This window comes from Candidatus Thiodiazotropha sp. LNASS1 (assembly GCF_964212655.1).
GTDB lineage: Bacteria > Pseudomonadota > Gammaproteobacteria > Chromatiales > Chromatiaceae > Thiodiazotropha.
Genome location: NZ_OZ156465.1, coordinates 1081134 through 1096300, shown reverse-complemented (window position 1 = coordinate 1096300; position 15167 = coordinate 1081134). Strand labels below are relative to the sequence as shown.

General features: G+C 48.9%; 14 protein-coding genes. 1 reads left to right on the top strand and 13 read right to left on the bottom strand.

Annotated elements, in window-relative coordinates:
• Positions 1-6: 6 nt before the first annotated feature.
• From AB8516_RS04760 to AB8516_RS04700, 13 genes are all read right to left on the bottom strand, one after another.
• Positions 7-1431, bottom strand: a complete 1425-nt coding sequence (locus AB8516_RS04760) for a nucleotidyl transferase AbiEii/AbiGii toxin family protein (protein WP_369158574.1) — start codon at positions 1429-1431, stop codon at positions 7-9.
• A gap of 4 nt (positions 1432-1435) precedes the next feature.
• A complete protein-coding gene (locus tag AB8516_RS04755) occupies positions 1436-2230 on the bottom strand; it encodes a type IV toxin-antitoxin system AbiEi family antitoxin domain-containing protein (protein WP_369158572.1) in 795 nt (264 codons plus the stop codon).
• A gap of 348 nt (positions 2231-2578) precedes the next feature.
• Entirely contained in the window at positions 2579-2875 is a 297-nt protein-coding gene (locus tag AB8516_RS04750; protein ID WP_369158570.1) for a type I restriction-modification system subunit M N-terminal domain-containing protein, read from the bottom strand.
• A gap of 37 nt (positions 2876-2912) precedes the next feature.
• The gene (locus tag AB8516_RS04745) at positions 2913-3518 is read right to left on the bottom strand and encodes a hypothetical protein (protein WP_369158568.1); all 606 of its coding nucleotides are present in this window, start codon (positions 3516-3518) and stop codon (positions 2913-2915) included.
• A gap of 226 nt (positions 3519-3744) precedes the next feature.
• On the bottom strand, positions 3745-4284 hold the full coding sequence (locus AB8516_RS04740; RefSeq protein ID WP_369158566.1) for a hypothetical protein: 540 nt from the start codon (positions 4282-4284) through the stop codon (positions 3745-3747).
• Between the two features lie 28 nt (positions 4285-4312).
• Positions 4313-5400 (bottom strand): IS3 family transposase gene (locus tag AB8516_RS04735; protein WP_369157530.1). Its coding sequence is split into 2 segments (ribosomal slippage): positions 4313-5139 and positions 5139-5400, totalling 1089 coding nucleotides; the frame shifts between segments, so codons are not numbered across the junction.
• Between the two features lie 53 nt (positions 5401-5453).
• On the bottom strand, positions 5454-6014 hold the full coding sequence (locus AB8516_RS04730) for a hypothetical protein (RefSeq protein ID WP_369158564.1): 561 nt from the start codon (positions 6012-6014) through the stop codon (positions 5454-5456).
• 23 nt (positions 6015-6037) lie between these two features.
• Positions 6038-7498: a restriction endonuclease subunit S gene (locus AB8516_RS04725; protein ID WP_369158562.1), complete on the bottom strand. Its 1461-nt coding sequence runs from the start codon at positions 7496-7498 to the stop codon at positions 6038-6040.
• A complete protein-coding gene (locus AB8516_RS04720) occupies positions 7495-10275 on the bottom strand; it encodes a DEAD/DEAH box helicase family protein (RefSeq protein WP_369158560.1) in 2781 nt (926 codons plus the stop codon). The genes AB8516_RS04725 and AB8516_RS04720 overlap by 4 nt, the downstream gene beginning before the upstream one ends.
• Positions 10276-10718: 443 nt before the next feature.
• A complete protein-coding gene (locus tag AB8516_RS04715; RefSeq protein WP_369158558.1) occupies positions 10719-11639 on the bottom strand; it encodes a restriction endonuclease in 921 nt (306 codons plus the stop codon).
• Positions 11640-11917: 278 nt separating this feature from the next.
• Positions 11918-12616 carry a UPF0149 family protein gene (locus AB8516_RS04710; RefSeq protein ID WP_369158556.1) on the bottom strand — a complete coding sequence of 233 codons (699 nt, stop codon included), beginning with the start codon at positions 12614-12616 and terminating at the stop codon, positions 11918-11920.
• A gap of 136 nt (positions 12617-12752) precedes the next feature.
• Positions 12753-13793 (bottom strand): glycosyltransferase family 4 protein, encoded by a 1041-nt coding sequence (locus AB8516_RS04705; protein WP_369158554.1) that lies wholly within the window; start codon positions 13791-13793, stop codon positions 12753-12755.
• Positions 13750-14565: a UDP-2,3-diacylglucosamine diphosphatase gene (locus tag AB8516_RS04700; protein WP_369158552.1), complete on the bottom strand. Its 816-nt coding sequence runs from the start codon at positions 14563-14565 to the stop codon at positions 13750-13752. The genes AB8516_RS04705 and AB8516_RS04700 overlap by 44 nt, the downstream gene beginning before the upstream one ends.
• Positions 14566-14691: 126 nt before the next feature.
• On the opposite strand from AB8516_RS04700, the gene AB8516_RS04695 reads away from it, so the two are divergent.
• The gene (locus AB8516_RS04695) at positions 14692-15072 is read left to right on the top strand and encodes a diacylglycerol kinase (RefSeq protein WP_369158550.1); all 381 of its coding nucleotides are present in this window, start codon (positions 14692-14694) and stop codon (positions 15070-15072) included.
• Positions 15073-15167 lie beyond the last annotated feature (95 nt).

Sequence of the window (15167 nt, the reverse complement as noted above, 5' to 3'; positions counted from 1 at the left end):
ATTGTCCTAGTAAATTGTATCTACCAAATGGCCACGCCTTCCCGGGCAAGGATATCCATTTCTATCTTTATGCGCTTTTAGGGTGGTACCGCTTGTTTTTCTTTTGAAATTCTTTCCACAATAGGAGCATTCCACCACGTAAGTTGGACCAGCGCTACTTCCTCTGCGAACCCCACCAAAACTGCTCATCCGACGGGAAGATGTTCGCTCTGTTTCTGGCGTGTGCAATGGACCAGAAGAAGTTAATTCGATTGTATACTTTGGACTGAATGAAATATTCGTTGCTGTTGCACCTTGAATTCTATCTACTCTATATGAACGAGGTTGCCCATCTTCATGGCGCACTGCATAGAGTAATATATTCCCATCCTGAGTCCGTCTTAACGAATAAGGTTCAATCAGCCGACTTGCCTGTCTACCTTCCGCATCCCTGTACTCTAGGTCAACACAAAGTCTGTTCGCTGCCGCAAAACGGACGACTTCAAGCGGTACGTCAACGTTCCATGCCTGCGCCATCGGAGGCGGACTCCATGATTCATCGATGGCTCCACCGCCATAGGCCTGCACCTTTGCAAATACTTGTTTTTCCTTTGTCTGATGCAGCCAATCAAACACATCGAATAGTTCGTTCCAGAATTGCTGAAAAGGAGGAAGCACTGGTAATTGATGAGCTAACATATGGTCCCAATCTGCCTCCAAATCCACTCTTTCCGGCTGATTTGCAAGGATCTCCATTGTGGGAACATCAATTCCTTTAAACTGACATTTCTCCGCCAATGTACTCAGAATCAAAGTGCGATCTGGGCTTATACCTTCCCACCTGTATAAGTGAACAACATCATATAAGTCCCTTGGTCTTTCCCGCTCTGCCAAGGCACGAATCTTTTCTGCAAAAACTTCTTCAAAATCATAACTTAGAACATGAATCCCTGTATCCGGCCGATCTGAATAGGGGTGATGCACTTCACGCATAACCGGGTCTAAAACCAGAATTTCATCATCGGTCAGATCCAGCTTTATTCTTGGCGTATCGCCCCGTCTTTGCATGGGACCTCGATACCCCACTCTTCCTTGTGCGGAATTATGACCACGTGGGTTTTCATAAACCTCAAAACGGATAGTATCTGCAGGCACTTCAATCCCGGCCTGGTCATATAACCAATCGGCCACCTGACGGAAAGTTTCAAGTAGAATATCTTCCGTTAAATGTTCCTGATTCATTAAAGTAAAATCCAGGTCTTCTGAAAAACGATAGGTCTCAAAGTAGCATTTCTTAAGACATGTACCCCCTTTAAACGCCCAACTCTGTCCGATTTCAGGATGTGCGGCAATGCCGGCGAGCAACCACCCCAAGGTGTAATCCTTCTCAATCACTTGCGGTGCAAGCCCAAACTCACGCGCGAAATCCATGACTTCCTGTCTGTCGATCAATGTGTTACTCCTTTGTCCATCGCTCCGGCACCCATAAGCGCCAGCGTGTTATTAACCTCTCCGCCTTTAATGTGGGATCCAGCTTTGTATTACCTGCCGTCAATTTTTCACGACATGAATCGATGACGTCTTGTTCGTTTTCAGTGTATTGTTCCAGCAGGAAACCGAGGCGTTTGAAAATCGCACCATTACCCAACTGCTCTGCGTATTCAAGCAATAACTTCAGGTCTTTCTTTTCCGAATTCAGGTAATTCCTAAACATATCCACCGTTGAGCGCAGCCCTCCGCCCAACTGTGGATCACCTAGCAAATCGAGGATGGTGCGAGTGGCATCAGACACATTGACTTTTTCCAGGCCTCGCCATACCGCCTTCAAACCAAACATGGCGCTATCCGGCGCTGTCCTCAACCAGAACGCCGTTCCCTTGATCGTCGGTTTACGATCTCTGGGGCGCTGCGTCGTCAAAACGATCAGCGTGCGAAATACCTGCTCCGTCAAATCCCAATATTCAGCCGCACTCCAACCGCCGATATAACAAGGGCCAAATAGCTTATCCGCGATAATCCAGGCATCCTCCAATGGTACATCCACAGTCCGCGACTCCAGCGGGATGGACACATAGAGTCCCCGACGCACCCGGGCAAGCCAACCCTTTTTAGCCCAACGCGATAACAACTTGGCCGCACCGCTGCCGGGCATGTCCAGGATCTCGGCTGCCTCAGCGACAGAGATCGTGCCTTTCGTGCCCCGGAGCACCGCTGACAGGCGTTTGCGGTCGGTTTTTCCTAGTCCGTTCATCGGTTGCACAGTATATTCCTGGCGTATTAATTCGATGTTTATATGAATATCTACGTACAATATATATCAATGCCTTGGAAATTACTATATTATGTGCGAATAAATTCCCTTATTAGGTGAAAATTTACACTTATCATATAGTATCAGGCCGCTAAATAAGATCGCACAGCAAGTCCGTTCAGGCTTACGTAAATTTCGCCTATTACATCTTCCGGAAATGTGGACCACTGTTCCTTGTCGATCATCTTGATCAAACGTTACAGCTTGGCGGGGCCCTGACAAATTTGTTGGGAACAAATTTGGATAGCCGAAGGCTGCCCGAAGGGTGCAGGTCATGGACGGCCTGCATCAATTTTGTTTTTGCGCCTTGCGGAAGATGGTGTCTAATGAGTTACCGAGTTTGTCCAAAGCTTCCAAGGTATGGCGATATTGATTTTCCAGATCACCACCATCTTCCTTTACCAGTCTCGCCCAATTATATCTCTTGGGCACTTTTGTCATTTGACCGGCCTTTTCAAACTCATCAGCCATTTTGAGGAAGATTAGATAAGTAATCTGCTCGACATAATCCCTATATCCCACGCCATCGTCCCGTAAGACATGGGTGTAGTTCCAAACATTATTGACTATTTCTGTTGCACTCATTCTTTGAACTTGATTTTATATAACCAATTTGAAATATTCATAATGTAAACGTTATCAATGCACCTTCACCCGGTAGCCTTTTTCGTCTACTACTTAGTCTTCGTTTTGAGTTAACAAGCTTCTTTGTAGTATTTAGTTGATTGAATGCTTGGGTCTCGCGAGAAGTGATTGGCCTGATATTTTTTGCTTCAATAACTGTAATTGTCACTTTATGATCATATATTTCTAATACCACACCATCCCAATCATCTTTATCACCACCGTCTTTTTCTCTGATAATGAATTTTTCATAGCATGCAGCAATAAATGGTGCATTAGATTTTCTAACATATTTTTGTAACACCTTAATTTCATGAATTCTATCGGCAGTTAACTCTTGTGGATTATTATTTATGATTTCTTCCATATTAGATGTAATTGAGTCATAAATACTACCATCCACAAGCTCTAATTTTAGACCAATAGTATCTGCGCCTTTGCGGGGTATAACTTCTGATATGGTTCCAACTAGCTCATTTGGTAAGATGTACTTGACAACACCAGAAAAAATACTTTTTAATGCTGGTTGTGCTGGCTTAATAATATCCACGAGAAATCTTTTTCTAAAATTTGATAGAATTTCTTTTTTTGATTCTTCGTCCATACTCGGCGGCAAATTTAGCCTTCGTAACCTATGCAATATTTGAGCTTCTATTAAACGAATAATCCATCTTGTAGTGCTTGTGCACAACTTAGATATTGAATCGCTACCTGATAACTTATAGTCATACAAGAGATCAATGTGCACCCTTTTTGAGTATGGGTTTAAAAGCACAGATACATGTGTATCATTTTCCTTACTAAGCTGTTTTTCCAATGCTAGCGAAAAATCATATACATCTTTTCCAAATAAAGATCCTACGCGCCAGTATGGAAATGTTAATCGTGCCAAATGCCCCCAATTTATCAACTTTTGGCTGTCCAAAACCATTACTCATAAAGTTAGGAAGAAATACTCTAAAATCAGTTATTGAGCTTATGCGTGGTGCATAGCTGCCGTTAAGCTTTGTTCTAGATTCTACTTCATATAATTTCTGTGCTGCTGCAGAGCGTGGATGCAGGTATATTTCATCCGCAAGCCAAGATGCAGTTTGCTCCAGTAATCTAAAAAACTCTGATTTCTCATCAACACCCTCAAGCAAGGAATCCAAATTCATCAATGCACCTGAAATTTGATACCTCACTGGATGATGAGAATAATATGCATCAAGCGCAACAATACTAAGCAATCTAACCCGTGAGAATAAACTTCGCAGCCGATATATTTTGTATCTGTCAGCGGAGCTACTTATTTTCAATTCACCAATCGGCAAAAGTAAAACAGCAAGCAACCTAAATAATCTGCCCTTTAACCTTGGTAATCCCCCCATTAATAATGGGACTCAAAAGTAGTCACTGTTAAGCGGTCTGAGCCAGCTTCTGTACCGGGGTGATTCCACCTAGTGCCATGTTTGGTCGATCATTATTGTAGCGCCATAACCACCGGGTGGCAGTATCCTGTGCATGGGTAATCGATTCAAATAAATGTTGATCCAGCCACTCATGTCGAACTGTCCGATTGAATCGTTCCACATAAGCGTTCTGCTGTGGCTTACCCGGCTGAATATACTGCAACTGAATCCGATGCCTGTTGGCCCATTCAACGAGCTGGCTACTCAAGTATTCCGGTCCATTATCACAGCGAATAACCTTGGGTTTGCCGCGCCACTCAATGATGCGACCCAGGGTACGGATGACTCTGAGTGCCGGCAATGAAAGATCAACTTCAATCCCCAAGCCTTCCCGGTTGTAATCATCGATCACGTTAAAGGTCCGAAAGCTTCGACCATCTATCAGCCGATCATGCATAAAATCCATCGACCAGACTTCGTTGATCTGCCGGGGCACTGATAACTCATCAGGCTTGTCTCGCTTCAATCGTCGCTTCGGCTTGATCCTCAGATTCAACTCCAGCTCACGGTAGATGCGATAAACGCGCTTGTGATTGTAGCCGTAGCCCTTCACATTGCGCAGATACAGAAAACACAGGCCAAAGCCCCAGGTGCGATTGGCTGTTGTGAGGCGAAGTAGCCAGTCCGTGATATGGGCATTGTCACCCGATAGCTTCGGCTGGTAACGGTAGCAGGTCTCGCTGATACCAAAAATCTCGCAGGTCAGGCGGATACTCAGCCTGTGCTTCGACAAAGCGTGCTTGGCCATCTCTCGTCGTTGAGATGGCCTTAGTACTTTCCCTCAAGGGCCTCCTTGCGGATCTCGGCCTTGAGCCGTTCTTCTGCATACATCTTCTTCAGGCGCCGGTTCTCCGCCTCCAGTTCCTTCATCCGCTTCATCATCGATACGTCCATGCCGCCATACTTGGCGCGCCAATTGTAAAAAGTGGCATCACTCATACCGTGCTTGCGGCACAGCTCAGCGACCGGAATACCGGCCTCGGCCTCTTTCAGGATCGATATGATCTGGGATTCGCTGTAGCGAGACTTCTTCATTGTAGATTCTCCTTTTCGTAATCATAATTGGAAAATTCTACTTTTGAACCCCGTTATTTTTCGGGGGGATTACCCCTTGAGCCAGATGGAAGTTGAGCAATTTTGATTAATGACAATATATAGTGAAAATTAGCATCTTCATAATTATCAATAATTGCCAAAGACCAGCTCTTTAGTTTTGATGGTAGTTCAGAAACCAAAATAGTCTTAAAAGCAGGGTTATCTCTCGCGTGATTTAAAAGTGACCTTTCTACGCCAAATGTATATTGTGAATGGCCAGCATTGCCAAGCAGCGTCCAGCATTTTAATAATTCTTCACCAGATGATATTTTTGCCGTTTGTCCAGGAATAAATACTTTCCCACTTAAAGCAAATTGCTCCTTACCTCTATGAAACCTTGGCAATAAATTAATAATTGCGCACTGAAGAAGTAGATATTCTAAGCGAGAGTGATTCACGCCAGTGAATACTTTAGAAGCGATTCCTAAATGCTGTACACGATCCAGCCTGCTAAGCTCACCATTACCCAAAAAGTCTAAGACTTCCTCAGACTCATTATGAAATGGAACTGTATAGCTCCCTAACGCAGGCAATGTTGCTTCAATACGCCTCATTCAATTAGACCCTGACTTAGTTTTCAACTATTTGCCCCATTCAGAGAGCCGCTGAATGCTGAAGCTAATATTGACTGTTTATTTTTCTCTACTTTAAACAGTTGATGATCAAGCTCAGTCAGAAGCTTATCTGATGACTGCATTTTTTCTTCTACACGACGAACAATTACTTTTTGCTCATTTGAGCTTGGCAAAGGCAATGCTAAAGCCTTTAATTTCGTTCCATTTACATTTGCTTGTCCCACATTTTGGCTTACACAGCTTTTAACCCAATTCCTCCCGCAAGAAGAATTAATGAAGAAAGCCACAAAATCTGGTTCTATCTCACTAAGCACTCTTACTCTTATAAGATATGAGGCTAATGATGTTTGTTTGCCTGTATCTCGAAATACTGCAGTTTTACCTACTAATTCTTTACTATTTGTGCGATTGAATAGCAAATCACCATCATGTAGTAGCAAGTCAGGGAACTCATCATGGTCAACTGGTAAGTATTTCAGATTTGAATAATCTAAATTACCATCAATGATATTACCCATCCTTAGAACCGGCACGCCCTTTTCATCTTGGCTAGTTTTAGAACTTGAACCGTAACGAATATCTAGTGCCAAATGATCAATTGAGGCAACTTCCCATTCCTCTGGGTTTTCACCAAAAAACCGATCTTGACCCATGTTTGGATCTTTATACTTCTCTTTCCACTTATCATCCTTCGGCACTTTGCCTTTGGCTTTTAATTGTTCGAGCTGCTGTTCTTCCCATTTTTCTCGGCGTTCTTTGAGGATGCGTTCGAGTAGTTGGGAGGCGGGTTCGATTTTAGCCTTGTTTGCTTCGCGCCATTCTTTGGTGAGCTCGCCGGTGACGGCGGCTTTGAGGACGGATTGGCGGTATTGTTTGAGGAGCTCTTGGGCTTTTTTTAGGGCTTCGATGCCGGCATCAATATGGGAGAAGAGTTCTTCGATTTTGGCGACGATGTGTTTTTGTTGTTCGGGTGGTGCAACAGGAATTAAGTGCTGTTTTATATAATTTGTCGGCACACGCTTCTGACCAACTGCACCAGACATGTTGTGTTGCGCAACGCCTCTGAAAGTTCTGCTAGAAACAAAGTAATAGATATATTTGGATTCAATTTCTTCTTTTGGACGCAGCACGTGAAATTCTGTTGAACCAAAGCCATAACCATTCTTTACCTTTGGCACTACAGCCATTTTGCCGTTTTCCATACAAGGTGTGATCTTTGCGAAAAGTACATCACCTTCTATAAATGGCGTGAAACCTTTTTTTACTTCTGAAAATGGCCTTTCTTGGCTTACATCAATGGTGCCACTCTCTGCCTCTACGGCAGGCATTGGCACAAATGAAACAATTAAATCATCGGATATCTCTGTCTTATTCACCCGTGGATTAACTTCTGCAATATCTTCGATAGCTAGCATTTCCCAGCCATCTGGCAATTCATTTACTTTTTCTAGTACTGCATTCATGCAATCAAATATCCGTTCAATTCACTGATTAGTGGTTCTAATTCTTTCCCAAACAGCTCCCTCGCCTTTAATAATCCACCCTCCTGGTTAAAGGGGATGTAGTTAAAGTCTTCTACCGTCATTTCGGCATTTTGGGCGATTTGGTCTTTGATTTTGTTGAGCCAGGCGAGTTGTTCTGGCTGGAAATCTTTGCCTTGTTGTTTTAGCCAGTTATCAAAGCGGTTGTTGACCAGCTCGGTAAAGGGTTCGAGTACATCGCTTAGGCCGGTGGAAAAACGTATGAGGCTGACGATATTGGTTAACAGTTCTTTGGGCGGCACGCCTTTGACTTTGTTCTTTTCCAACTGTTCGTAGGCCTTCCATACTTCGATGGGTGCAAGATTATACGGAGGTTGCTGGATTTCTTCCGCCAGTTTTTCGATTTGCTCGTAACTCAGGTGGCGCTTTTGGTAGGGCAGCTGGTAGATGAGCTGGATGGCGTCGAGTTCGTTTTTGTGGTCTTGAATAAATTGCTGCCAGTTCTGGATGAGGACTTCGGCTTTTTCTTCATCGTAACCGGCGCTGATGAGTTCGTCGGCGCTGTCGTCGATGAGTTGGTCGGTTTCCTTGCGGTATTCTTCCAAAAGTACGCGCAGGTCCGGGTTGTGGAAGGGTTTGATCAGAATATCAGCCTTGGGTTTAAAGGCTTCCTGGATTTGTTTTTCATTCGGCTCTTTGGTTTTTGCGTGTATTTTGGCCGCTTCGATTAATGGTTCTTCATTGGTGGCATGAATGAGTTCGCCGGCGATGAGGGCCAGGGGTTTGCCGGCGAGTTCACTAATGCGTTTGCGTTGTTGGTCATTAAGTTTGAGGTCGAGCCGGATCATGCGGTTACCCAGGGCGCGCAGGGTGTCGGAGTGGCGATCGCCTCTGGCGACTTGTTCCATGAGTTTGGCGGTGGAGATGCTGGGTTTGGTTTCCAGTGATTTGGTTTCGGTTTTGTCTGTTTCGGTAACGCCGACGCAATCGACCAGGACAAAGCGGCTTTTACCGAAGGCATCGGGGGTGACTTTGTGAAGTTCGTCGCGGCTGATGATGCGGGTGCCGCGGCCTTTCATTTGTTCGTAGTAGGCCTGGCTTTTGACATCGCGCATGAACATGACGCATTCCAGGGGCCGGATGTCGGTGCCGGTGGCGATCATGTCGACGGTGACGGCGATACGATATTGCGGATCGGTGCGGAAGGCTTTGATGGATTCTTCTGCGGTTATTTTGCCGACTTTGTAGGTGATCTTTTTGCAGAAGGCGTTGCCTTCATCGAAGACTTCGCGCACGGCATCGACGATGCGGTCGCAGTGGTCGTCGTCCTTGGCGAAGATGAGGGTTTTGGGGACCCATTCCATCTTGTCTTGTTGCCAGTTGCGATGGGGGAAGCATTCTTTCAGGCAGCAGTCTTTGAAGGCCTGGATGACGGTGCGAATTTGGTTGGGGGCCAGGACGCTGCGGTCGAGTTGTTGGGCGAGCCATTCTTCCTGGCTATCGAGCACTTCGAGGCGTTTTTGTTTAGTGAGGCGGTCGCGGATTTCGACGGTGGTGCCGGCGTCGATTTTGTTGCCCTGCTCGGTCAGCTCGGTTTTGATGCGGTAGATGTCGTAGCCCACATTGACCTTGTCGACCACGGCGTCTTCGTGGGTGTATTCGGAGACGAGGTTTTGATTAAAAAAGCCGATGGTCTTTTTGGTGGGTGTAGCTGTGAGGCCAATCAGAAAGGCATCGAAGTATTCGAGCACCTGGCGCCAGAGGTTGTAGATGGAGCGGTGGCATTCGTCGATGATGATGACATCGAACTCTTCGATGGGGATGTCGGGGTTGTAGCTGACGGGTCTTAGTTCTTTATTGATGGTGCTGGCTTCTACTTCGAAACCAGAGTGTTCGTCGGCTTCGTCATCCAGCTCCTGGTTGGTGAGTTGGGAATAGAGGCGCTGGATGGTGGAGATGGTGACCTTGGTGGCGTCAGGGATGCCGGCGCGGCCGAGGATGTTGACGTTGTAGTGTTGGGTGAATTTGCGGCCATCGTGGGGGATGACGAATTGTTCAAATTCATCCTTGGCATTGGTGGCGAGGTTGCCACGGTCGACCAGGAACAAGGCCCGCTTGATTTTGGCGAATTTGGCCAGGCGATAGACCTGGGTGACGGCGGTGTAGGTTTTACCGGAGCCGGTGGCCATTTGCAGCAGGGCGCGGGGTTTGCCCTGTTTGAGGCTGTGTTCGATGCCGGTGATGGCGTCGATCTGGCAGTTACGAAGGTTTTCCGTGTTTAGACTGGGCAGTTGTTGCAGTCTTGCGCGTAAGGTCTCTTCTTCCTGCAGTCTATCGAGCAGGGTTTCGGGGCGATGGAAGTGGAAGATGTTGCGTGAGCGGGGGTGGGGATCACGCTCGTCCCGAAAGCGTATCTCGTGGTTGGTTGCCTCGTATAACAGGGGTAGGGGCTGGTCTTCCGCCACCCAGCGTTCGATGAATTTGGTCTGGGAGCTAGCGTAGCGGGCGGATTGTTCGGCCACGCCGCCGAGGTCGGTGCCTTCCCGCTTGGCCTCGATAATGCCGCAAGCCTTGCCGTCGATGAAGAGCATGTAGTCGGCGGGACCTGTGTCCGTGTCCATCTCCCGTACCGCCACGCCCAGGGATTCATAGAGGTTGATTCGCTTTTTGTCCTGGATGACCCAGCCCGCGTCGGTGAGTTTGCGGTCAATCGCTTCGCGGGTTTGGGTTTCGAGGAGGGTTTCTTCGGGCGGTGTCATGATCTACACCACCAGACCAATGAGTTTACCGACTGTTCTTTGTAACTCCCGATTGTTTTTTCTGTTACTCAATGAGGTCTTCCGTGAAGTCTCTGGCCTGTCGGTTCAATGATTTGTTTATGTTTATATTACTTATGCATGAATATCAATGGAATAGTGAAGAGTGTTGTCGGTTCAGGGAGGAATGGAATTCCTAATTGCTGGAGTGGTTAGAGGCATGGGTGGATTATACGGTTCATTCGTTACTCGTTCTTACGGTCACACCTGGGAACGCATACCTATACCTTAGTTCCATTATTCTACCTGCTGTATGCATTCCCACGCTGGAGCGTGGGAACGAGGGGTTCGGGAGTGTGGGAACTAGGGACGAGGGGCTCGGGAGAGTGGGAACAGGGAGTAATTGCTGTTCTTCGTTGGAGGTCATAACTTAAATCCTGACTGCCTCAGCGCTCTTCGCTAAAGTAGTCACTGTCTATTTGCTTGACTTCGTAGACCTCTTTAGGGGTCACACCCAGGTTGTGCTCTATCATCAACCCGGCCAACTGCTGGCCATTGATGAGCACCACTTTCATATCCAGGCTGTTCACGGCCTCTTTCGCCCCGGTTGAAAAGTCCGATGTGGTGATGAATACCCCCTTTCGTGCTCTTTGGCGGGTGAGGGTGCCGATGAATTTGTCGATCTCCGGCCGGTGGACGGTCTTTTCCCATTTCTTGGCCTGCAAGTAGATTACATCCAGGCCGAGGCGGTCTTCCTTGATGATACCGTCGATACCGTCATCGTTGGTGGACTGGGTGGCCTGGCCGGCATCCTGGCGCGATCCTCCGTAGCCCATGGCGAGCATCAGATCGACCACGACTCTCTCGAAGAACTCGAAGTTGCCCGCTTTCAGGGTGGTGAGGAGTTCGTCGCCCAGGGATTGGTTGAGGGTTTGGTAGGCTGATTCGATCTGTTCGTCGGGGGTGGTGATATTCTCTGCTGTGGTGTCGGGTGCCTCGGTAACTTGATCTGTTTTCTTGGGTGTCGTGAAGGCCCTGAATGTCTCGAATTGCTTCAGATAGGCGAGATCTATCCTGTCTGGGCACTTTTTTAGGGCTTGCAGCCCCGAATCGGTGATTTTGACCTGGGCGCGGGCAGGGATCTCCAATAACCCTGCTTTGTTGAGATAGGTTCTCGCCCATCCTACCCGGTTACGCATAGTGGTCTGGCCACCGCTGGGTGTGCGCTGTTTGATCTCTTCCGGCGTCAGCTGGAAATGATTACAGAGGTTTTGGTGCAAATCTGAGATTGTGTGTGGCTGACCGTCTGATATTAAGGCCAGGAGGGGGCGCATTATCGATTGATAGTCGGGGATGGGCATAGGCATTCCATACGCTGAAAGGGAATTAATCGATTATCCCTTGCTTCCAGAAATTTCAATGGCCTATCTTATGGGAACTGTTCAGTAAATCAATAATGAACACCTTTTTATTACCACTTTCTTTGCTCGTTTCAACGCTCCTGCGTGGGAACGAATACACAGCTCCATAGTTTTACCGGCTATATGCATTCCCACGCTGGAGTGTGGGAACGAGATGCTGGGGGAGGGGGTTAACCCGGGATTTAGCGGTGCGCCGAGGCGCACCCTACGGTGGTTTGATCAGATTAGTGCAGGCAGCACTTTTTGTATTTTTTGCCGCTGCCGCAGGGGCAGGGGTCGTTGCGGCCGACTGGGGTTTGTTCGCGTTTCTTTATGAGCTCATCCTGTGGGATTTCGTCGCGCCTGGAGAGCCAGTAGGCGTGGATCTGCCTGGCGTTGGGGGCGATTTTCAGCTGGATGGATTCGACCACATCGTAGGATTTGTCGTGTCCCTTCCAGTCGGTCGCCGCGGTGAAGGCGAGGATTGGGCTCAGCAGGGCGGCTATCTCTTTGCCGCCGCTGCGCCAATGGTCGGGGGAGAGTTCCGTACCGCGATGGTAGCCTTCGCACCATTCGTCCACGATGAGAACGGTTTTGTTTTCGACGATGCGTTCCAGGTAGAGGGGTTCGAAATCCTCGGGGTACTCCATCAGGGTGGTCACGATACCGTTCAGGTGGCGTATCAAGAGGGAGAGGATTTCGCTGAAGGCCTCCTCGTTTTCCCATTCCGGTTCAAAGTCGCCCCAGATCGAAGGCAGCCAAACGGATGGCGGGATGGTTACCGGCCCGCTGGCGATGGCGGTGAGGAAGCCGTCCAGGGTGGAGATGTCGAAGATACCTTCGTCCATCCCCTCAGCGACGAACTGGTCGTCGACGCGGTTCAGCAGGAATTGATCGAGTCGTTCGATCTCCTGTTCGTTTAAAGGGTGGTTAAGATCTTCCATGGTCTTCAGCTAAGCGTCATTTTATTGATCATGTTGTTATTCTAGAGAACATGGGTGGTTCTGCTCAACTTTTCCCTGATGGGTTAGCGCCGATATTTGTGAAATATCTCGGTGCGGCTCGCCGTACCGTTTTGGGTCAGAGGCTCTTCTCAGCCGGTGCGGGTTCGGCAACCAGGTCAGACAGGTTGGACTGGATCAGTGTGAGGAACTGCCGGGTGCAGGCCTCCCAGGAGTAGCCTTCGGCAAATTGTCGGCAGCTTCTGCGATCGACCTCCAGGGCCCTGGTGACGGCGGTCGACAGGTCTTCGTCCATCCAGCCGTTTGAACCGTTTTTGATCACATCGAGCGGGCCCTCAACCGGGTAGGTGGCGACGGGTACGCCGCAGGCCATGGCCTCCAGCATCACCAGACCGAAGGTATCGGTGCGGCTGGGGAAGACCATCACATCGGCGGAGGCGAGGAGGCGGGCGAGATCGCCGTTTTTCCGGTAGCCGAGAAAATGGGCCTGAGGGTAGCGTTGTTGCAGCGATTCCAGGGCGGGCCCGTCGCCGATCACCACCTTGGAGCCCGGCATCTTCAGGTCAAGGAAATCGGTGATATTCTTTTCCACCGCCACCCGGCCCAGGTATAGGGCAATGGGGTGGGGCAAATCCAGTACCGGCTGATCGATGGGTATGAAGTGTTCGATATCAACCCCACGCGTCCAGTATTCGAGGTTTTTGAAGCCATGTGATTCCAGGGTCTTCTTCATTGAGCCGGTCGCCACCATGGTCAGGGTCGCCTTATTGTGGAAGGCCCTGACAAAGGCGTAAGAGAGCGATAGGGGGATGGGGGCGCGCAGCCTCACATACTCGGGGAAACGGGTATGGTAGGTTGTGGTGTAGGGGTGGTTGTGCCTGAGGCAATAGCGCCGCCCGGCCCATCCGATGGGGCCTTCGGTGGAAAGATGGATGGCGTCGGGTTGAAACGCATCCAGCAGTTCCTTCACTCTGGCATAGGGAAACAGGGCCAACGGGATATCGGGGTAGGTCGGCATCGGCACGCTGCGGAACAGCTCCGGATTGATGCAGAGCACTTCGTGCCCCCACTCCTTCAACAGATTGATGGTTTTATCAAGGGTGCGAACGACGCCGTTAATTTGTGGAAACCACGCGTCCGTCACTATCGCTATACGCATACGTTTTCTCTTTTTCATCCAGAAGATTCATCGATTCATCGACCCAGCGGATCAGCTTCAGTGATCCGTCGGGCTCTTCGGCCAGGGCAGTGCAGCTCTCCACCCAGTCGCCGCAGTTGGCGTAGGTGAGGTCCTCTATGTCGCTTATCACCGCGTGATGGATGTGGCCGCAGATGACACCATCCAGATTGCGCTCGCGTACGGTGTGAATCACGGCCTGTTCGAAGTTGCCGATATACTTCATCGCTTCTTTGACTTGGTTTTTAAGGTAGGCGGAGAGGGACCAATAGCCGAAACCGAGGCGCCGCCGGGCGACGTTGAACCAGCGGTTGAGCCACAGCAGCAGGTCGTAGGCGTCGCTGCCGAGATGGGCCAGCCATTTGTTGTTCAGCACCACACCGTCGAACTCATCGCCGTGGAGGATCAGGAATTGCCGGTTATCCTCAGTGGTGTGGATCACCTCTTTCCGGATCTCGATGCCGGAGACATGGAAGTTGAGGTAGTCACGCAGCAGCTCGTCATGGTTACCCGGCACATATACCACCCGGGTGCCCCGTTTCGCCTTGGCGATGATCTGCTGAATGACTTCGTTGTTGATGGCTGGCCAGTACCACCCGGATCGCATCTTCCAGAAATCGATAATATCCCCCACCAGATAGAGGTTGTCGCTATCGGTGTGTTTGAGGAAGTCGAGGAGATATTCTGTACGGGAGGCGCGCAGGCCGAGGTGGGTATCGGATATGAAGAGACTCTTATAACGTAGCGTCGTCATATACTTGCTCTCATGTGCTTCATTGCATGCGCACCATAGGGGTGGACTGTTGCAGTTTGATGTGGGGAATATGATTTGTTTATGACGCGGTCGATTTTTTTTGTATAAGCTGTTAGAAATGCCGTCATGTCAGAGAAACCACAACAGAATGTAGGCATCAGGCGTTTGGCAAATGCCCTGGGCTGGTCTATGAAAGGTCTAACAGCGACCTTTGAACATGAGGAGGCGTTCAGGCAGGAGGTCTATCTGCTGATTCTGCTGGCACCCTTGGGATTCTGGTTGGGGAATGACGGCGTGGAGCGGGCATTGCTGGTGGCGCCGCTGTTGATCGTGCTGATCGTGGAGCTGATCAACAGCGCCATTGAAAGCGTTGTCGACAGGATCAGCGATGAAAAGCATAAGTTGTCGGGACGGGCCAAGGATCAGGGATCTGCGGCGGTTTTGATATCCCTGCTGCTGGTTGTTTTGTGTTGGGGATCGGTATTAGCCGGTAGGCTGTCAACTTAGCGAGCCTATCGGTTTCGGGTATGCAATGGCTGCCTACTCGCATGCCGATTCTGTTATGGATTGTAAACTGCCGGATAAATAACTGCATTAATAAT

Excerpts from the sequence above, each read along its gene's own strand:
- AB8516_RS04755 (WP_369158572.1), bottom strand. The coding sequence starts at position 2,230 with ATGAACGGACTAGGAAAAACCGACCGCAAACGCCTGTCAGCGGTGCTC.
- AB8516_RS04750 (WP_369158570.1), bottom strand. The coding sequence starts at position 2,875 with ATGAGTGCAACAGAAATAGTCAATAATGTTTGGAACTACACCCATGTC.
- AB8516_RS04745 (WP_369158568.1), bottom strand. The coding sequence starts at position 3,518 with ATGGACGAAGAATCAAAAAAAGAAATTCTATCAAATTTTAGAAAAAGA.
- AB8516_RS04740 (WP_369158566.1), bottom strand. The coding sequence starts at position 4,284 with ATGGGGGGATTACCAAGGTTAAAGGGCAGATTATTTAGGTTGCTTGCT.
- AB8516_RS04730 (WP_369158564.1), bottom strand. The coding sequence starts at position 6,014 with ATGAGGCGTATTGAAGCAACATTGCCTGCGTTAGGGAGCTATACAGTT.
- AB8516_RS04725 (WP_369158562.1), bottom strand. The coding sequence starts at position 7,498 with ATGAATGCAGTACTAGAAAAAGTAAATGAATTGCCAGATGGCTGGGAA.
- AB8516_RS04720 (WP_369158560.1), bottom strand. The coding sequence starts at position 10,275 with ATGACACCGCCCGAAGAAACCCTCCTCGAAACCCAAACCCGCGAAGCG.
- AB8516_RS04715 (WP_369158558.1), bottom strand. The coding sequence starts at position 11,639 with ATGCCTATGCCCATCCCCGACTATCAATCGATAATGCGCCCCCTCCTG.
- AB8516_RS04710 (WP_369158556.1), bottom strand. The coding sequence starts at position 12,616 with ATGGAAGATCTTAACCACCCTTTAAACGAACAGGAGATCGAACGACTC.
- AB8516_RS04705 (WP_369158554.1), bottom strand. The coding sequence starts at position 13,793 with ATGCGTATAGCGATAGTGACGGACGCGTGGTTTCCACAAATTAACGGC.
- AB8516_RS04700 (WP_369158552.1), bottom strand. The coding sequence starts at position 14,565 with ATGACGACGCTACGTTATAAGAGTCTCTTCATATCCGATACCCACCTC.
- AB8516_RS04695 (WP_369158550.1), top strand. The coding sequence starts at position 14,692 with ATGTCAGAGAAACCACAACAGAATGTAGGCATCAGGCGTTTGGCAAAT.